This is a genomic window from Streptomyces exfoliatus, from assembly GCF_000725545.1.
In the GTDB taxonomy this organism is placed as follows: Bacteria; Actinomycetota; Actinomycetes; order Streptomycetales; family Streptomycetaceae; genus Streptomyces; species Streptomyces exfoliatus.
The window spans coordinates 249,011-265,638 of the sequence record NZ_JNZP01000010.1; the positions used below are offsets into that span (position 1 = coordinate 249,011).

The window sequence follows — 16,628 nt, forward strand, 5'->3', positions numbered from 1 at the left end:
GAAGGGTCCTACCTGGGTCGGGAGGCGCCATGAGCTTCGTACAAATCATCGACTGCAAGACCAGTCGGGTCGACGACCTGAACCGCCTCATGGATCAGTGGGTCGAGCAGACCAAGGGCAAGCGGACCGCAACCCACAGCATCGTAGGCAAGGACCGGTCGGACGCCTCCCACGTCGTGGAGATCGTCGAGTTCCCCTCGTACGACGTGGCGATGCGGAACTCGCAGCTCCCCGAGACCGACCGCATCTTCCGGGAGATGGTCGCGCTCTGTGACGAGATGCCGACCTTCACCGACCTGGACGTGGTGCGCGACGAGGCGCTGTACAAGAGCAACGCCCGGCGGCTCCTGGAGATGTTCGTCGGCGAGCCGGAGCTCGCGCTGCTCGACGAGGTGCTGGCCGAGGGCTACCACGACCACGACCCGACCAACGAGCAGGACGTCATCGGCATGGACGCCGTCCGCCGCGAGGTCCGGATGTGGCGGGGCGGCTTCGACTTCACCTTCACCGTCGACGACCAGATCGCCGAGGGCGACCGGGTCTGCACCCGCTGGACCTTCAACGGATCCCACAACGGCGACTTCATGGGGCTCCAGCCCACCGGCATGGAGGTGACCATGACGGGGACGGTGATCCACCGCTTCCGGGACGACGGGAAGATCGTGGAGGGGTGGTGGCAGTACGACCTGCTCGGTCTCATGGGGCAGCTCGGGGCCGTGGAGGCGTAGACCGCGTGCAGGCGTGGCAAAGCGGGCAGAGCGCGAGGCCCGGTGCCCCCGCGACGGGGGCACCGGGCCTCGGTGATCAGCGGGGCATCAGGCCCCGGTGATCGGTGACGACTGGCGTCAGTGGGAGTGGCCGTGGCCGCCGTGGCCGTGGTCCGCCGGCTCCTCTTCCTTCTTCTCCACCACGAGGGTCTCGGTGGTGAGGAGGAGGGAGGCGATCGAGGCGGCGTTCTCCAGGGCGGAGCGCGTCACCTTCACCGGGTCGATGACGCCGGCCTTGACCAGGTCGCCGTACTCGCCGGTGGCGGCGTTGAAGCCCTGGCCCTTGTCGAGCTCCGCGACCTTCGAGGTGATGACGTAGCCCTCGAGGCCGGCGTTCTCGGCGATCCAGCGCAGCGGCTCGACGGCGGCGCGGCGGACGACCGCGACACCCGTGGCCTCGTCGCCGGTCTTGTCGAGGTTGCCCTCGAGGACCTTGACGGCGTGGACCAGAGCGGAGCCACCACCGGAGACGATGCCCTCCTCGACCGCGGCGCGGGTCGCGGAGATGGCGTCCTCCAGACGGTGCTTCTTCTCCTTCAGCTCCACCTCGGTGGCGGCGCCGACCTTGATCACGCACACGCCGCCGGCCAGCTTCGCGAGGCGCTCCTGGAGCTTCTCGCGGTCCCAGTCGGAGTCCGTGGACTCGATCTCGGCCTTGATCTGGTTGACGCGGCCGGCGATGTCCTCGGCGTTGCCGCCACCGTCGACGATGGTGGTGGCGTCCTTGGCGATGGTCACGCGGCGGGCGGTGCCGAGCACGTCCAGGCCGGCCTGGTCGAGCTTGAGGCCGACCTCCTCGGCGATGACGGTGGCACCGGTGAGGGTGGCCATGTCGCCGAGCATCGCCTTGCGGCGGTCGCCGAAGCCGGGGGCCTTGACGGCCACGGCGTTGAAGGTGCCGCGGATCTTGTTCACGACCAGGGTCGACAGGGCTTCGCCCTCGACGTCCTCGGCGATGATCAGGAGCGGCTTGCTGGCGCCGGCCTGGATGACCTTCTCCAGGATGGGCAGCAGGTCCTGGATGGAGGAGATCTTGCCCTGGTTGATCAGGATGTACGGGTCGTCGAGGACGGCCTCCATACGCTCCTGGTCGGTCACCATGTACGGGGACAGGTAGCCCTTGTCGAAGGCCATGCCCTCGGTGAAGTCGAGCTCCAGGCCGAAGGTGTTGGACTCCTCGACGGTGATGACACCGTCCTTGCCGACCTTGTCCATCGCCTCGGCGATGAGCTCGCCGACCTGCTGGTCCTGCGCGGAGAGCGCGGCGACGGCGGCGATGTCGGACTTGTCCTCGATCGGGCGCGCGGTGGCGAGGAGCTCCTCGGAGACGGCCTTGACGGCGGCGTCGATGCCCTTCTTCAGGGCGGCCGGGGAGGCACCGGCGGCGACGTTGCGCAGACCCTCGCGGACCAGGGCCTGGGCGAGCACGGTGGCGGTGGTGGTGCCGTCACCCGCGATGTCGTTGGTCTTGGTCGCCACCTCCTTCACCAGCTGGGCGCCGAGGTTCTCGTACGGGTCCTCGAGCTCGACCTCGCGGGCGATCGTGACACCGTCGTTGGTGATGGTGGGGGCGCCGAACTTCTTGTCGATGACGACGTTGCGGCCCTTGGGGCCGATCGTCACCTTCACCGTGTCGGCAAGCTTGTTGACGCCGCGCTCAAGGGCGCGACGGGCGTCTTCGTCGAACTTCAGGATCTTCGCCATGGGAGCGGTTCAGCCCTCTCGGAATAGGGTGGAACGAACCGCGCCCCGGGGCGCCTGGAAGGGGCCTCGGGGCGCAGCTCTGAGCATCTGCTTCAGTGCTCGGTACTTCGGTACTTCAGTACTTCGGTGAATTACTTCTCGACGATCGCGAGCACGTCGCGAGCCGAGAGGACGAGGTACTCCTCGCCGTTGTACTTCACCTCGGTGCCGCCGTACTTGCTGTACAGCACGACATCGCCGGTCTTGACGTCGAGCGGCAGACGCTCGCCGTTCTCGAAGCGACCCGGGCCAACGGCCAGGACGACGCCCTCCTGGGGCTTCTCCTTGGCGGTGTCCGGGATGACCAGGCCAGAGGCGGTGGTCTGCTCGGCGTCGAGCGGCTGGACCACAATGCGGTCCTCGAGCGGCTTGATGGCAACCTTGGAGCTGGTGGTCGTCACGATCCGACCTCCCCCTTCGGAGATTACGGGGTTAACTGTCTGAGGTGGCGACCAGGTGGATCCGTCGTCGCGGGTGCCGGACCTGCCTGTCGCTGTGTTGGCACTCTCCGGTGGGGAGTGCCAGAGCCGAGACTATGACCGCGATTAGCACTCGGTCAAGCGGAGTGCCAATTCATCGCTCCGTGGCGTGACCGGGCGACCCTTTCCCGCCCCCTCGCAGCCCTTCGCGCCCACCGTGCCCGCCGCGCCTTTCGCGCCCACGGCGTCCACTGCGCCCACCGCGTCCTTCGCAGGCGTGGGGCGGGGGTTCACCCGTTCCGCCGCCTTCCGGCCGAGCCGTTCGATCGGATCGACCGAGGAGGCGCAGGCCGGGAGGGCGAGCAGCGTGCCGGTCACGGCGAGGACCGCGGCCCAGCGCCCGCGGCGTACGCGGAGCGTCCTCACACGTAGTCCTCGAGCTTCGCGACCGCGTACCCCTTGGCCGTGATCACGTTCATCACCCGGCGGATCATGTCGGGCATGGACCCCTTCCAGTCGCCCTTGCCCCGGAAGTGGGTGAGCACGATGTCGCCGGGGTGCAGGTCCCGGTCCCACTCGCGCCACTCCATGCGGTCGGGGAAGGCCTCGGAGGCCCACAGCGGAACCGCCTTCACTCCGCAGCTCTTGGCGGCGCGCAGGGTGTCCTCGTTGTAGTTGCCGTACGGCGGGCGGAAGAGCGGCGGCCGCTTGCCGTACCGCTTCTCGATGACGTCCTGCATGCCGCAGATCTCGCGCTTCTGCTGCCGGTACGACAGTCCGGGCAGGTAGCGGTGGTTGAGGGTGTGGTTGTGCAGGGAGACCCCACCCTCCTGCGACTTCTGCATCCGGGCGAAGTAGCCGTAGTCGTCCTTGACGACGTAGTCGCTGAGGAAGGCGCTGTACGGGATCTTCAGGTCCGTCATCATCCGCAGCAGCGCGGGGTCCTTCTCGGCGCCGTCGTCGATCGTCAGGAAGACGACCTTCTGCTTGGTCGGCACGGTGGTGAAGACGGGCGGCAGCCCTTCGCCGTCGGTCTCGAAGCCCTTGCGGGTGGTGATCTTCGGCTTCACGGCCGGCGGGGCCGGCGCGTCGAGCGGGGGCCGGGCGAGGCCCCACTTCTTCGCGGCGAGCACACGGGCGGCACGCTGCGCGCGGATCTTCTCGACGTACGCGTCGAGCGCACCCGACGCGGCCTGCGCCGGGGGCTGCTGGCCGGCGGCGGGGGCGGGCGCGCGGGCGTCCGGCTCGGTGCCGCCGGAGCAGGCCGTGGCGGCGGAGGCGAGGGCGGCGACGACCAGCGCCGCCCCGAGCGCACGAGACGAACGATGCGCACCTTTTGCCATCATTTGTTCCTTTTGTCGTACGAGTCGCATGGCGCCGCATCCTGTCAGCGCCCGCCCACCTCCCGGGGCACGACACCGCCGTACCGCCCGCACGTCCCCCGGCCGGCCCACAGCATCACAGGGCCCACAATGGGACGGGTGACCGACCTCGCCTCCTTCGCCTCCCTGCTCGGCCCCGAGGGGCAGACCCTCCTCGCCGCCCTGCGCGACCACGACCCCGCCCAGGAGCTCGCGGTCGTCTCCCGGCTCCGCCGCGACCACTCCGCCGAGCTGGTCACGGCGGCCGTCGGGCAGGCGCGGCTGCGGCAGCGGGCGGTGCCGAAGTTCGGCGCCGAGGACGCGTACCGGATGTACTTCACCCCGAACGGCGTCGAGCAGTCGACCCGCGCCTCGGTCGGCACCTACCGGGCGGCCCGCCTGAAGGCGCTCGGGGTGCGCAGCGTGGCGGACCTCTGCTCAGGGATCGGCGGCGACGCGATCGCCCTCGCCCGCGCCGGGATCTCCGTCCTGGCCGTCGACCGCGACCCGCTGACCGCGGAGGTGGCCCGCGCCAACGCCGAGGCGCTCGGCCTCTCCCAGCTGATCGAGGTGCGGTGCGCGGACGTCACCGACATCGACACCGCCCCCTACGACGCGGTCTTCGTCGACCCGGCGCGGCGCGGCGGCCGGGGCAGGATCTTCGACCCGGAGGCGTACTCCCCGCCGCTCTCCTGGGCGGTCGAGGCGGCCCGCAAGGCCCCGCACGCGGCCCTGAAGGTGGCCCCGGGCATCCCGCACGAGGCGGTGCCCGCCGAGGCCGAGGCCGAGTGGATCTCGGACGGCGGCGACGTCAAGGAGGCCGTCCTCTGGTTCGGTACGGAACCGGGCGCCCGCCGGGCCACCCTGCTGCCCTCGGGCGCGGGGCTCACCGGCCGCGGCCTGCCCGACCCGGCGGTGCGCCCGGTCGGCCGCTACCTCTACGAGCCGGACGGCGCTGTCATCCGCGCGCACCTCGTCGCCGAGGTCGCGGAGGACCTGGGCGGCGGACTGATCGACGAGACGATCGCCTACGTCACGGCGGACGCGCTCGTCGCCACCCCGTACGCCTCCGCCTACGAGATCACCGACGAACTCCCCTTCAACCTGAAGAAGCTGAAGGCCCTGCTGCGGGAACGCGAGGTCGGCACCCTGACGGTGAAGAAGCGCGGCTCGGCGGTGGAGCCGGAGGAGATCCGCCGCAGGGTGAAGCCGAAGGGCCCGAACGCCGCGACGGTCCTGCTCACGCGCGTGGCGGGGGCCCCGACGATGCTGATCGGCCGGCCGGCCCGCCCCGACGGCGACGGCAGCCGCTGAGTCCCAGAGCCTCTCAGTGGCCCCCGCGCGTCAGGCGGAGCGCGAGGCGGTAGTGGCCGACCGCCTTCACCAGGCCCGTCAGACCCGTGACCCAGAGGATCAGCGCGATCCCCATGCCGTAGGCGACCAGGCCGTAGCCGTCGTTCCGGCCGGCGCCCATCGGGACCGCGAAGCCCATCCACAGCCCCAACCCGCACATCGCGGCGGACAGCAGCAACCAGCAGACGCTGAGGACGGGGGCGCGCAGGCGGGCGTCCGTCGGGCCGTGCCGGTCCAGGGCCGCCCAGAGGACGAGGCGTTCACGCACGACCCGGTCGCGTCGCAGGGCGCGGACCGTCAGCCACACCGCCGTGCCGAGGACGCCGATGCCCGGCACCGCCGCGACGAGGCCCGTCAGCATCATGATCGGGTCGCGGACCGGGCTGCCGAGCGAGATGAGCAGGACGCTGGTCAGCCCCCACCCCAACTGGAGCATGAGGAACCCGAGCAGGAACACCACGAGCCGCCCGCCGCCGAGCAGCCGCCTACCGAGCTCGTCGAGGGCCAGCGCCCGGTCGGCGATCCGCGCGTCCCGGTCGGGCCAGGTCTGGAGCTCGGCGGGCGGGGGCGGCGGGGGCAGCAGCGTACGCGGGGACATGCCGAGCACCCTAAAGGGGCGCCGGACCAGCCCTGTTGGACACCCCCCGGAGACGGGCGGGCCCGACAGGACGGCCGGAGACGGCAGGCCCGGCGCGACAGCCCGGAGACCGCGGGCCCGCCACCGGACACCGTCACCCGCCGCCCGACTCCCGCGCCTTCTCCCGCAGCAGCGCCCGCTCGCTCTCGTTACGGGTCAGCTCGGCGGCCCGCTCGAACTCCGCACGGGCCTCCGCCACCCGCCCGAGCCGGGCCAGCAGGTCGCCCCGCACGCTCGGCAGCAGGTGATAGCGCGTCAGGGCCGGTTCGGCGGCGAGGGCGTCGACGATCGGGAGGGCCGCCGCCGGGCCCTCGGCCATCGACACGGCGACCGCGCGGTTCAGCTCGACCACCGGCGAGGGGGCCAGCGTCCCCAACTGCCGGTACAGCGCGGCGATGGTCGCCCAGTCGGTCTCCTCGTACGAGGCGGCCCGCGCGTGGCACGCGGCGATGGCGGCCTGGAGGGCGTACGGCCCGTACGAACGCCCGTCTCCGGCCCGCTCCAGGGCGGCGAACCCGCGCCGGACCATCAGCCGGTTCCAGCGCCGCCGGTCCTGCGCGGCGAGCAGCACCGGCCGCCCGTCGGGCCCGGTCCTCGCCGCCGCCCGGGAGGCCTGCAGCTCCAGGAGGGCGGCCAGGCCGTGCGCCTCGCCCTCCTCCGGTACGAGGGCGGCGAGGACCCGGGCGAGGCGCAGCGCGTCCTCGCACAGGCCGGGCCGCAGCAGGTCGTCGCCCGCGGTGGCCGCGTACCCCTCGTTGAAGATCAGGTAGACGACCTCCAGGACGGAGCCGAGCCGGGCCGCCCGCTCCTCCCCGTACGGCACCTCGAAGTCGACGCCCGCCTTCGCGAGCGTCCGCTTGGCGCGGGTGATCCGGGCCGCGACGGTCGCCTCCGGTACGAGGAAGGCGCGGGCGATCTCGTCCGTGCGGAGCCCGCCGACGAGCCGCAGGGTGAGGGCGGCCCGCGCCTCGGCGGAGAGCACCGGGTGGCAGGCGGTGAAGATCAGCCGCAGCACGTCGTCGTCGATGTCGCCGGGGCCCGCCGGCTCGGGGTCGTACGACTCCTCCGTGAGCGTCCTGCCCACCTCGGCGAGCTTCCGCGCGTACGTCTCGCGCCGCCGCACCAGGTCGACGGCGCGGTGCTTGGCGGTGGCCGTCAGCCAGGCTCCCGGCCGCTCCGGGACCCCTGACCGCGGCCACTGCTCAAGGGCGGAGAGGAGCGCGTCCTGGGCGATCTCCTCGGCGATGCCGACGTCCCGGACGATCCGCGCCGCGGTGGCGACGATCCGCGCCGACTCCATCCGGAAGACCGTCTCCAGCGTGCTCTCCACCGTCACGGTTCACATGACAGCACACGGGACCGACAAAACCGCCGGATCAGCCCTCCGGCATCTCCTCGACCTCACGGACCTCCAGGCCGACCTTCCACTGCGGCGGGTGGACGGCCAGGAAGCGCTTCCCCCACTCGACGGCCTCGGCCATGTCCTTGCACTGGAGCATGGCGTAGCCGCCGACGACCTCCTTGGTCTCGGTGAACGGGCCGTCGGTGTACGACAGCTTCCCGTCCGACCAGGTGATCCGGGTGGCCTCGGCGGTCGGCCTGAGCCCGGCCGTGTCGACCATGGCGCCGGCCTTGTTGATCTCCTCGAAGAGCGCGCCCATCCGCTCCTCGAAGCCGGGGTCGGCGCTCTCCATGTCGATGGTGTTCTCCTCGATGCGGACGAGGGACAGGAAGCGGGGCATGACGACTCCTCGGTGGTGCGGGTGGCGGGGCCGTTCCCCGCCTTCCACACATACGTCGAACGGGCCGGGCCCGCATCGACACCACGCCCGGAGAATTTCTCAGACGTAGTCCTCCAGGCGGGCCACGGTGAATCCCTGCTCCTGGATGCGGCGCAGCATCGTGGCGGTCATCTCGGTCATCGTCCGGCCCTTGAGCTCGGAGGGGCCGCGGAAGTGGGCGAGGATGATGTCGCCGGGGCGCAGCTTCCGGTCGCCGCGCTGGTACTGCATGTTCTTGATCTGCATGGACTCGCGCCACAGCACGATCGCGTCGACGCCGCACGTGCCCGCCGCCGCGCGGGTGTCCTCGTTCCAGTTGCCGTAGGGCGGGCGGAAGAGCCGCGGGGCCGTGCCGTACCGCTGTGTCAGCTTCGTCTGCTGGCCGCAGATCTCGCGGCGCTGGGCCTCGCGGGAGAGGGTGCGCAGGTTGGGGTGGGTGAGGGTGTGGTTGGCGAGCCCGTGGCCCTGGGCGACGAGCGGGGCGAAGTACGCGTAGTCGGCGCGGATGGCCGCGTCGGTGAGGAACATCGTGACGGGGACCTTGAGGTCCTTCATCATCGTCACGAACTCGGGGTCCTTCTCCGCACCGTCGTCGATCGTGATGAAGACGATCTTCTCGGTGGTGGGGATGTCGCTGATGACGGGGACGGGTCCGCCGGGCCGCCGGACGACCGGCTTGGTCGCGGGCGGGGCCGGCGGGGGCGCGAAGGGCTTGAGCCCCCACTTGCGGTACGCGGCGGGGGCGGCGGCCCCGGGAGCCTTGTCCCCCACGGAATCCCCGGCGGGATCCCCAGCGGAATCCCCGGCCGAGTCGCCCGCCGGATCGCCCGCCGAGGACGTCGCCTCGCCCGCGGCCGGGGTCCTCGGGGCCGGAGCGGCGGCGGGGTCCTCCGACGCGCAGCCGGTCACGAGCAGGGCGACGGCGGTGAGGGCCGCCCACAGCGCGATCTTCTTCTTCACGCGTTGTGGGATGCCCGTCCGAACCGAAAGGTTGCCCGATCCTCGCTCATTCCACCGATTCGAAGCGCCAGCGGTGGACCGGACGGGTGATCAGCTCCGCGTCCGGCTCCGGCAGCTCGGGCAGCTCGGCGTCGAAGGACTCCGCCTCCCACCAGGTGAGGACGAGGACGCGGTCCTGGGGTGCGCGGAGGAGTTCCCGGCGGACCGGCTCGCGGGCCGGCACCTGGGCGCGCGCCCACTCCAGGAGCTCGGCGCCCCGGCCCTGGGCGGCCCGCGCCTCCCACATGAGGGTGAGCCTCACGAGTACAGGTTCTCCTTGCTGACCTCGTGCACGTGATCGTGGTCGTGGGTGCGGCCGGGCACGTGCGGGTCCGTCACCGGAAGCGACGAGTCCGCCGACAGCTCCAGGTCGGACGCCGGCCGGTTGCGGGCGACCATCTCCGAGCCGAGGGCCGCGACCATCGCGCCGTTGTCGGTGCACAGGCCGGGGCGCGGCACCCGCAGCCGGATGCCGGCCCGCTCGCAGCGCTCCTCCGCGAGGGCCCGCAGGCGCGAGTTGGCGGCGACGCCGCCGCCGATCATCAGGTGGTCGACGCCCTCGTCCTTGCAGGCCCGGACGGCCTTGCGGGTGAGCACGTCGACGACCGCTTCCTGGAAGGACGCGGCCACGTCCCGTACCGGCACGTCCTCGCCGGCCGCCCGCTTGGCCTCGATCCAGCGGGCCACGGCCGTCTTGAGGCCGGAGAAGGAGAAGTCGTACGCGGGGTCCCGGGAGCCGCTCAGGCCGCGCGGGAACGCGATGGCGGCCGGGTCGCCCTCCCTGGCGAGCCGGTCGATGACCGGTCCGCCGGGGAAGCCGAGGTCGAGGACGCGGGCGATCTTGTCGAAGGCCTCGCCCGCCGCGTCGTCGATGGTGGCGCCGAGGGGCCGCACGTCGGAGGTGATGTCGGCGGAGAGCAGCAGCGAGGAGTGGCCGCCGGAGACGAGCAGGGCCATCGTCGGCTCGGGCAGCTTGCCGTGCTCCAGCTGGTCGACGCAGATGTGCGAGGCGAGGTGGTTGACGCCGTAGAGCGGCTTGCCGAGGGCGTACGCGTACGCCTTGGCGGCCGATACGCCGACGAGCAGCGCGCCCGCGAGACCGGGCCCCGCGGTGACGGCGATGCCGTCGAGGTCCTTCGGGGACACGCCGGCCGTCTTCAGGGCGCGCTCGATCGTCGGGACCATCGCCTCCAGGTGGGCGCGGGAGGCGATCTCGGGCACGACGCCGCCGAAGCGGGCGTGGGTGTCGACGCTGGACGCGACGGCGTCGGCGAGGAGGGTGGTGCCGTGGACGATGCCGACGCCGGTCTCGTCGCAGGAGGTCTCGATGCCGAGTACGAGGGGTTCGTCAGCAGCCATCAGTCATTCCAGCCATGGGTCGGTACGGACATCAGATCTCGGTCTCAGTTCCTTGGACGGTCAGTCGCATCACGAGCGCGTCCACGTTTCCGGGCTGGTAGTAGCCGCGCCGGAAACCGATGGGCTCGAAGCCGAAGCGCTCGTAGAGCTTCTGGGCCCTGGTGTTGTCCACGCGCACTTCGAGGAGGACCTCGTCGCACTCGAAGGCGGTGGCTTCCTTCAGCAGGTCGGTGAGGAGCCGGGCGCCGAGGCCGGTGCCCCACTGGTCGCGGGCGACGGCGATCGTCTGCACGTCGCCGAGTCCGCCGGCGGCGGCGAGCCCGGCGTATCCGACGATCCGCCCGGCGCCGTCCTCGGCGACGATGTAGTGGCGCGTGGCCCCGGGGCCGCGCGCGTGCGCCAGCTCCGACCAGAACATCCCCGCCGACCAGGCGTCCTCGGGGAACAGCTCGTCCTCGAGGGCCAGCACCGGGGTGATGTCCCACCAGCGCATCTCGCGCAGCTCCACGGGGCCGGTCACTTGGGAGTGACCACCTTGTAGTTCTTCGGCACCTGCGCGTCGGGGCGGCGCAGGTACATCGGCAGCGGGTCGAGGAACCCCTCCCCGCCGGCCGCCAGCCTCTCCGCGGCGAGCGCGGCGAGCGCCGCCGCCGACTGGTGCTCGGGGTCGCGGGCGTCGGGGAAGGCCTCCGGGTAGAGGCGGGCGCCCGCGCCGACGACCGGGAGGCCGGCGAGCCGCTCGGCGATGTCGGCGGGCCGGTCGACGGCCGCGTCGCCCGCGCGCGTGCGGGAGTCGTCGTACCGCGCCCAGTAGACCTCCTTGCGGCGCGCGTCCGTGGCGACGGCGAAGGGCTCGTCGATCCCGGAGGCGTACGCGAGGCCGTCAAGGGTGCAGAGTCCGTGGACCGGCACCCCGAGGGCGGAGGAGAAGGCGGCGGCCGTGACGAGGCCGACGCGCAGGCCCGTGTAGGGGCCGGGGCCGACACCGACGACGACGCCGGTGACCGCGTCGAGCTTCAGCCCGGCCTCCTTGAGGACCCGGTCGACGGCGGGCAGCAGCAGCTCCCCGTGACGGCGGGCGTCGACCTGGCTCGACGAGGCGACGACGGCCTCGCCGTCGTGCAGGGCGACGGTGACGGCGGGGGTGGCGGTATCCATGGCGAGCAACAGCACGCGAACAGCCTACGGCTCCCGGGCACGGTGCCCCGCCCCTCGCTCCCCCTGCTGCTACCGTCACCCTTCGATACGTTCGTACGAGAGGTGGGCACGGTGGCACGGAGCAGCTCGGGATTCGTGGCCGGGCTCACGGCGGCGGCCGTCGCGGCGGTCGGCTTCCTCGCCTACCAGGCCTCCGCGAACGTGCCGGCGAACCTGACGGAGAAGCCGCGGGTGACGAGCACCGCCGCCCCGTCGATCTCGCCGAGCGGCGGCCCGACGCAGCCTCCCAGGAACCCCCTCGCCGTCCCGGCGAACTCGGGCACCGGTGAGCGGGTCGTGTACGCGCTCGGCGACCGCCGGGTGTGGCTGGTCGACGAGAAGGGCACGGCCACGCGTACGTTCACGGTGATGCCGAGCACGGTGGACCCGGCGCCCGGGTCGTACAGCGTGACCTCCCGCTCGGGGTCGGTCCGCGGTTCGGACGGCGTGCAGATCGAGCACGTGGTGCGGTTCGCGACGGCCGAGGACGTGTCGATCGGCTTCAGCGCGGCGGTCGACGGCTCGACGCCGAGCCCGGACCCGTCGAGGAAGACGGGCGGGATCCGCATGAAGCGGGCCGACGGGGACGCGCTGTGGATGTTCGCGGTGATCGGCGCGAAGGTCGTCGTCGTCGCCTGAGTCGCCGTCGCCCGAGTCGCCGTCGCCCGAGTCCTCGTCGCCCGATCGTCGTCGCTTGACAGGCCCCGGCCCGGGATGCGGTGCTACGCCGCCTCGTCCCGCACCGGCACGTGCAGGATCTCGTCCCGCTCCGCCCGCTCCGCCCGCTCCGCCCGCTCGGAGTGGAGCGACGGTGGGGTCGAAAGGGTGCGGGCGGCCACGCAGGACGCCAGCAGCTCACTCATCGGGACGGGGTCCCGGCCGTGTCCCGCACGCTCCTGCGTCGCCATGCATGCCTCCCGTAGGTTAGGTACACCTAACCAGCTCGTGCATCCATGTCACCACGCCACGTACGAACGACGCAACACCTTCCCGACACGTTGTCGGAATCTACGTCTCCGCCCGCACGGGCGCTCAGAGCACTTCCAGGTCCTCGCCGGCCCAGCGACGGCCGATCCCGCGCAGCACGACCGTCCGCCGGTCGTCGTCGGTGTCGCCGGTCACGCGGTGGATCAGGACGTGCAGCCGGTCGTCGGTCAGCTCCTCGACCTTGCCGTCGCCCCACTCGACGACGACGACCGACTCGGGCAGCGAGACGTCCAGGTCGAGGTCCTCCATCTCGTCCAGACCGCCGCCCAGGCGGTACGCGTCCACGTGCACCAGGGCCGGGCCGCCGACCAGCGACGGGTGGACGCGGGCGATGACGAAGGTCGGGGAGGTGACGGCACCGCGCACCCCGAGCCCTTCACCGAGGCCCCGGGTCAGGGTGGTCTTCCCCGCGCCGAGTTCGCCGGTGAGCATGACGAGGTCGCCGGGGCGGAGGATCTTCGCGAGGCGGCGGCCGAGTTCCTGCATCCGCTCGGGGGAGTCGACGGAGAGGGTGGCGCCGGAGAGGGGCGGGTGCGCTGCTTCCATGCCCGCCAATTTATCCGTTGCGGCTGTCCGGATCGGCCGCGACCGGCGCCGGCACCGCCCCCGCCCGTACGAGCAGGTCGGCAAGGCGGTCGGTGACCGCCTCCGGGTGTTCCAGCATCACCAGATGGCCGCCGTCCGGGACGATGACCAGCTCCGCGTCCGGGAGCAGATCGGCGATGGCCTCGGTGTGGGAGCTGGGGGTCACCAGGTCGTGGTCCCCGGCGAGCGCGAGCACCGGAAGACCGGCGAGGACGGGCAGGGCGGCGGCCTTGTCGTGCTCGGCGAAGGCCGGGTAGAAGGCGGCGACCACGTCGATCGGGGTCGACTCGATCATCCGCTCCGCGAAGCGGGCCACCGCCGGGTCGACGTCCCTCGACGCGAACGAGTACTTCTTGATCAGCCCGGCGAACAGGTCCGCGGTCGCCCTGCGGCCCCGCTCGACCAGCTCCGCCTGGGAGCCGAGCGCCCGCAGCACCCCCGGCAGGACCCGGCGGACGGCGTTGACGCCGGCGATGGGGAGCCCGTACGAGACCTCCGCGAGCTTTCCGGCCGAGGTACCGACGAAGGCGACGCCGACGACCCGGTCCCGGACGAACTCCGGGTACCGCTCGGCGAGCGCCATGATCGTCATGCCGCCCATCGAGTGCCCGACGAGGACGAGCGGGCCCTCGGGCGCGGCGACGTCGAGGACCGCCTTGAGGTCGCGGCCGAGCTGGTCGATGGTGACGGGCACACCGTCGGGACCGGCCTGCGAGAAACCGGCGCCCGAACGGCCGTGACTGCGCTGATCCCAGTAAACGGTCCTGACGAGACCGCGCAGCGCCGCCCGCTGGAAGTGCCAGGAGTCCTGGTTGAGGCAGTAGCCGTGGCTGAAGACGACGGTGACGGGGGCCGGCTCCTTGCGCCCGAAGAGCCGCCGCCTGCGGGCGGGCGGAGCTTCTTCCTCGACCTCGTCCACCTCGTAGTACAGGACGGTCGAGTCGTCGGCGAGGGCCCGGCCGGACGTCCCGCGCAGCCCGCCGTACGGGCCGGTGGCGTCGAGCGCGAGCCGCGCCTTCTGCCGTACGGAACGGCCGACGGTCAGCCGCTCGGCGGCGACCCCGACCGCGGCGCCCGCGGCGAGGACGCCTATCGCGGCGCCGGCGAACCCGGCGCGCCGCCAGCTGGTGGTACCGGTGCCGCCTGCCTCGCCCACGCCGTGGCCCCCCTACTCGCCCAGGTACACGCGCGGGACGCGCGCGCCGATCCGGGTGACGATCTCGTACGCGATGGTGTCGGCGGCCACCGCCCAGTCCTCGGCGGTCGGCTCGCCCCGCTCCCCCGAGCCGAAGAGCACGGCCTCGGTGCCGGGCTCGGGCGTGTCGCCGCCGAGGTCGACCACGAACTGGTCCATGGCGACCCGCCCCGCGACCGTGCGGACCTTGCCGTCGACGAGGACGGGCCCGCGGCCGGAGGCGTGCCGGGGGACGCCGTCGGCGTACCCCAGCGGGACGAGCCCGAGGGTGGTCTCGCCCTCGGTGACGTAGTGGTGCCCGTAACTCACCCCGTGGCCGGCCGGCACCTGCTTGACGAGCGCGACGCTGCCCTTCAGCGACATGACCGGCTTCAGTCCGAGCTCGGCGGAGGTGCCGAGCTCGGGGCTCGGCGAGACGCCGTACATCGCGATGCCGGGCCGGACCAGGTCGAAGTGGGCCTCGGGAAGGGTGAGGGTGGCGGGCGAGTTGGCGATGTGCCGGACCTCGGGCTCGACGCCGGCCTTCTCGGCGTGGTCGAGCATCGAGCGGAAGACGTCGAGCTGGGCGGCGATGGAGGGGTGGTGGGGCTCGTCGGCGCAGGCGAAGTGCGACCAGAGGCCGGTGACCTTGACGAGGCCGTTCTTCTCGGCCGTGAGTGCCTCGCCGACGAGCCGGGGCCAGTCGGCGGGCTGGCAGCCGTTGCGCCCGAGCCCGGTGTCGGCCTTGAGCTGGATACGAGCGGTCCGCCCGGTCCTGCCGGCCGCCTCGACGACCTCCTCCAGGGCCCACATCCCGCTCACGGACATGTCGAGACCGGCCTCGATGCCCTGGTCCCACGGGTCCCCGGGCGTCCAGAGCCAGCACATGACCGGCACGTCGGTGATCCCGGCGGCCCGCAGCGCGAGCGCCTCGTGCGGTGTGGCCGTCCCCAGCCAGTCGGCCCCCGCCTCCAGGGCGGCGCGGGCACAGCGGACGGCGCCGTGTCCGTACGCGTCGGCCTTGACCACGGCCATGACGCGGACGTGGGGGGCGACGCGGGCGCGCAGCGTGCGGACGTTCGCACGCAGCGCGCGGAGGTCGATCTCGGCGCGGGCTCTGCGGGGCGGCGGTGTCTCAGTCATCGCGCCCAGTCTCTCAGGTGTCAGCTGCCGGGCCGCTTTCCCCAGATGTAGACCCGGTCACCCTTGCGCAGCACGTCCCAGAGTTTCTCGGCGTCGCGGTAGCTCAGATTGACGCAGCCCCGGCTGCCGGTGGGCGTGGCGAGCTGCCCGTAGACGGCGTGGAAGGCCTGGCCGCCGCTGAAGAACTGGGAGAACGGCATGGGGGTGTCGTAGATGGACGACCAGTGGTCCTTGTGGCGCCAGTAGACGGAGTGCCAGCCGGTACGGGTGGCGTACCCGGGCCGCCCGCTGCGGATGTTGACGACGGCGAAGGTGACCTTCTTGTCCTTCCGCACCCACATGAGCTGCCGGTCGAGATCGACGCAGGCGACGGCGTACTTCTTGACGGGGCAGCGCCGTCCGGGGTCGAGGTTCTTCCGGGCGGCGAGCAGCTCGGCCCGGGCCCAGGTGACGGGCCCCGCGTACCCGTTGGCGGGCTTGATCTTCTCCCTGACCTGGAAGGCCTGGATGGCCCGGCAGTCGGCGGCGGACTGCTTCCCGTCGACGCGCAGTCTCAGCAGCCGCTCGACCTGCCGCTGGTGGGTGCCGGTGGAGGCGGTACAGGCGGCGCCGACGGCACTGCGCGGCATGAACTCGACGGACTCGTCGACCTCCCGCTCCGGCTCGGGCACGGGCACACCCCCCTCCGCGCGCAGGGGCGGCAACACCTGATCGGGCGTATCCATCGGATACTCGGCCCGCCCACCCCCGACCACCCCGGGCACGAGCGCCTCGGCGGGCGGTGGCTCATCGGCGACGGCGACGGGCCCGACGGCGAGCACGGCGGCAAGAACGAACAGCAACGGAGCGACACGACTTCTCGAACTGATCACCCCACCCACCCAAACCCCACCCCCGCCACCCAGCACACCGAGAGACGCGGGCGGGGCAACGCGTTCGCCCAAGTGGAGGTCCGGGGGCGAAGCCCTCCAGGGGGTCCGGGGGCGAAGCCCCCCAGGGCACAGCCCCCACCCCACCCCACCAGCCCCCGGCAGGGTTTCGGGAAGAGGTGGGGTGGGGTGGGGGGGCTCGACGCCCGCGGCTACGACCCGCCGCACACGTCCCGCCACGCCGCCCCCAACCC

The 16,628-nt window shown here is 72.4% G+C and carries 20 protein-coding genes; 3 read left to right on the top strand and 17 right to left on the bottom strand.

Going from position 1 to position 16,628, the window contains the following annotated elements; all coding sequences use genetic code 11:
- Positions 1 to 29: 29 nt before the first annotated feature.
- Positions 30 to 728, top strand: coding sequence for an ester cyclase (locus IO20_RS0113225; protein WP_030549192.1), 699 nt, complete (start codon positions 30 to 32; stop codon positions 726 to 728).
- A gap of 117 nt (positions 729 to 845) precedes the next feature.
- Here IO20_RS0113225 and groL read toward each other — a convergent pair whose 3' ends face one another.
- From groL to IO20_RS0113245, 4 genes are all read right to left on the bottom strand, one after another.
- Positions 846 to 2,471, bottom strand: a complete 1,626-nt coding sequence (gene groL, locus IO20_RS0113230; protein ID WP_030549194.1) for a chaperonin GroEL — start codon at positions 2,469 to 2,471, stop codon at positions 846 to 848.
- Between the two features lie 131 nt (positions 2,472 to 2,602).
- The gene (groES, locus tag IO20_RS0113235) at positions 2,603 to 2,911 is read right to left on the bottom strand and encodes a co-chaperone GroES (protein WP_015035628.1); all 309 of its coding nucleotides are present in this window, start codon (positions 2,909 to 2,911) and stop codon (positions 2,603 to 2,605) included.
- A gap of 144 nt (positions 2,912 to 3,055) precedes the next feature.
- The gene (locus IO20_RS0113240) at positions 3,056 to 3,355 is read right to left on the bottom strand and encodes a hypothetical protein (RefSeq protein ID WP_030549197.1); all 300 of its coding nucleotides are present in this window, start codon (positions 3,353 to 3,355) and stop codon (positions 3,056 to 3,058) included.
- Positions 3,352 to 4,272, bottom strand: coding sequence for a polysaccharide deacetylase family protein (locus IO20_RS0113245; protein WP_030549199.1), 921 nt, complete (start codon positions 4,270 to 4,272; stop codon positions 3,352 to 3,354). Before IO20_RS0113245 ends, IO20_RS0113240 begins: the two co-directional genes overlap by 4 nt.
- Before the next feature lie 129 nt (positions 4,273 to 4,401).
- On the opposite strand from IO20_RS0113245, the gene IO20_RS0113250 reads away from it, so the two are divergent.
- On the top strand, positions 4,402 to 5,604 hold the full coding sequence (locus IO20_RS0113250; RefSeq protein WP_106978557.1) for a THUMP-like domain-containing protein: 1,203 nt from the start codon (positions 4,402 to 4,404) through the stop codon (positions 5,602 to 5,604).
- A gap of 13 nt (positions 5,605 to 5,617) precedes the next feature.
- Here IO20_RS0113250 and IO20_RS0113255 read toward each other — a convergent pair whose 3' ends face one another.
- The 8 genes from IO20_RS0113255 to tsaB all read right to left on the bottom strand — a co-directional run bounded on the left by IO20_RS0113255 (position 5,618) and on the right by tsaB (position 11,592).
- Positions 5,618 to 6,241, bottom strand: coding sequence for a hypothetical protein (locus tag IO20_RS0113255; protein WP_030549202.1), 624 nt, complete (start codon positions 6,239 to 6,241; stop codon positions 5,618 to 5,620).
- Positions 6,242 to 6,374: 133 nt separating this feature from the next.
- The gene (locus tag IO20_RS0113260; protein WP_397787726.1) at positions 6,375 to 7,580 is read right to left on the bottom strand and encodes an RNA polymerase sigma factor; all 1,206 of its coding nucleotides are present in this window, start codon (positions 7,578 to 7,580) and stop codon (positions 6,375 to 6,377) included.
- 76 nt (positions 7,581 to 7,656) lie between these two features.
- On the bottom strand, positions 7,657 to 8,022 hold the full coding sequence (locus IO20_RS0113265) for a YciI family protein (RefSeq protein ID WP_030211465.1): 366 nt from the start codon (positions 8,020 to 8,022) through the stop codon (positions 7,657 to 7,659).
- Between the two features lie 99 nt (positions 8,023 to 8,121).
- Positions 8,122 to 9,021, bottom strand: a complete 900-nt coding sequence (locus IO20_RS0113270) for a polysaccharide deacetylase family protein (RefSeq protein ID WP_030549213.1) — start codon at positions 9,019 to 9,021, stop codon at positions 8,122 to 8,124.
- Between the two features lie 46 nt (positions 9,022 to 9,067).
- A complete protein-coding gene (locus IO20_RS0113275) occupies positions 9,068 to 9,307 on the bottom strand; it encodes a hypothetical protein (RefSeq protein ID WP_030549215.1) in 240 nt (79 codons plus the stop codon).
- 11 nt (positions 9,308 to 9,318) lie between these two features.
- The gene (tsaD, locus tag IO20_RS0113280) at positions 9,319 to 10,419 is read right to left on the bottom strand and encodes a tRNA (adenosine(37)-N6)-threonylcarbamoyltransferase complex transferase subunit TsaD (RefSeq protein WP_030549218.1); all 1,101 of its coding nucleotides are present in this window, start codon (positions 10,417 to 10,419) and stop codon (positions 9,319 to 9,321) included.
- Between the two features lie 31 nt (positions 10,420 to 10,450).
- The gene (gene rimI, locus IO20_RS0113285) at positions 10,451 to 10,912 is read right to left on the bottom strand and encodes a ribosomal protein S18-alanine N-acetyltransferase (RefSeq protein ID WP_030549220.1); all 462 of its coding nucleotides are present in this window, start codon (positions 10,910 to 10,912) and stop codon (positions 10,451 to 10,453) included.
- 23 nt (positions 10,913 to 10,935) lie between these two features.
- Complete coding sequence (tsaB, locus tag IO20_RS0113290) at positions 10,936 to 11,592, bottom strand: tRNA (adenosine(37)-N6)-threonylcarbamoyltransferase complex dimerization subunit type 1 TsaB (RefSeq protein ID WP_030549221.1); 657 nt, start codon at positions 11,590 to 11,592, stop codon at positions 10,936 to 10,938.
- A 96-nt stretch (positions 11,593 to 11,688) separates the two neighbouring features.
- Between tsaB and IO20_RS0113295 the strand changes: the two genes are divergently transcribed.
- Complete coding sequence (locus tag IO20_RS0113295; protein ID WP_397786850.1) at positions 11,689 to 12,255, top strand: hypothetical protein; 567 nt, start codon at positions 11,689 to 11,691, stop codon at positions 12,253 to 12,255.
- Between the two features lie 83 nt (positions 12,256 to 12,338).
- On the opposite strand, the gene IO20_RS0113300 is transcribed toward IO20_RS0113295, so the two are convergent.
- The 5 genes from IO20_RS0113300 to IO20_RS0113320 form a co-directional block, all read right to left on the bottom strand.
- Positions 12,339 to 12,524, bottom strand: coding sequence for a hypothetical protein (locus tag IO20_RS0113300; protein ID WP_030549225.1), 186 nt, complete (start codon positions 12,522 to 12,524; stop codon positions 12,339 to 12,341).
- Positions 12,525 to 12,648: 124 nt separating this feature from the next.
- Complete coding sequence (gene tsaE / locus IO20_RS0113305) at positions 12,649 to 13,149, bottom strand: tRNA (adenosine(37)-N6)-threonylcarbamoyltransferase complex ATPase subunit type 1 TsaE (RefSeq protein ID WP_030549226.1); 501 nt, start codon at positions 13,147 to 13,149, stop codon at positions 12,649 to 12,651.
- 10 nt (positions 13,150 to 13,159) lie between these two features.
- Positions 13,160 to 14,344, bottom strand: a complete 1,185-nt coding sequence (locus IO20_RS0113310) for an alpha/beta fold hydrolase (protein WP_030549228.1) — start codon at positions 14,342 to 14,344, stop codon at positions 13,160 to 13,162.
- Positions 14,345 to 14,356: 12 nt separating this feature from the next.
- Positions 14,357 to 15,505 (bottom strand): alanine racemase, encoded by a 1,149-nt coding sequence (alr, locus tag IO20_RS0113315; protein ID WP_030549230.1) that lies wholly within the window; start codon positions 15,503 to 15,505, stop codon positions 14,357 to 14,359.
- A gap of 20 nt (positions 15,506 to 15,525) precedes the next feature.
- Positions 15,526 to 16,347, bottom strand: a complete 822-nt coding sequence (locus tag IO20_RS0113320) for a L,D-transpeptidase family protein (RefSeq protein WP_397786846.1) — start codon at positions 16,345 to 16,347, stop codon at positions 15,526 to 15,528.
- Positions 16,348 to 16,628: the final 281 nt, after the last annotated feature.

Bases quoted from the DNA above. Each gene is read 5' to 3' on its own strand.
- IO20_RS0113225 (WP_030549192.1), top strand. From the start codon at position 30: ATGAGCTTCGTACAAATCATCGACTGCAAGACCAGTCGGGTCGACGAC.
- groL (WP_030549194.1), bottom strand. From the start codon at position 2,471: ATGGCGAAGATCCTGAAGTTCGACGAAGACGCCCGTCGCGCCCTTGAG.
- IO20_RS0113245 (WP_030549199.1), bottom strand. From the start codon at position 4,272: ATGGCAAAAGGTGCGCATCGTTCGTCTCGTGCGCTCGGGGCGGCGCTG.
- IO20_RS0113250 (WP_106978557.1), top strand. From the start codon at position 4,402: ATGGGACGGGTGACCGACCTCGCCTCCTTCGCCTCCCTGCTCGGCCCC.
- IO20_RS0113255 (WP_030549202.1), bottom strand. From the start codon at position 6,241: ATGTCCCCGCGTACGCTGCTGCCCCCGCCGCCCCCGCCCGCCGAGCTC.
- IO20_RS0113260 (WP_397787726.1), bottom strand. From the start codon at position 7,580: ATGGAGTCGGCGCGGATCGTCGCCACCGCGGCGCGGATCGTCCGGGAC.
- IO20_RS0113265 (WP_030211465.1), bottom strand. From the start codon at position 8,022: ATGCCCCGCTTCCTGTCCCTCGTCCGCATCGAGGAGAACACCATCGAC.
- IO20_RS0113275 (WP_030549215.1), bottom strand. From the start codon at position 9,307: ATGTGGGAGGCGCGGGCCGCCCAGGGCCGGGGCGCCGAGCTCCTGGAG.
- tsaD (WP_030549218.1), bottom strand. From the start codon at position 10,419: ATGGCTGCTGACGAACCCCTCGTACTCGGCATCGAGACCTCCTGCGAC.
- rimI (WP_030549220.1), bottom strand. From the start codon at position 10,912: ATGCGCTGGTGGGACATCACCCCGGTGCTGGCCCTCGAGGACGAGCTG.
- IO20_RS0113300 (WP_030549225.1), bottom strand. From the start codon at position 12,524: ATGGCGACGCAGGAGCGTGCGGGACACGGCCGGGACCCCGTCCCGATG.
- tsaE (WP_030549226.1), bottom strand. From the start codon at position 13,149: ATGGAAGCAGCGCACCCGCCCCTCTCCGGCGCCACCCTCTCCGTCGAC.
- alr (WP_030549230.1), bottom strand. From the start codon at position 15,505: ATGACTGAGACACCGCCGCCCCGCAGAGCCCGCGCCGAGATCGACCTC.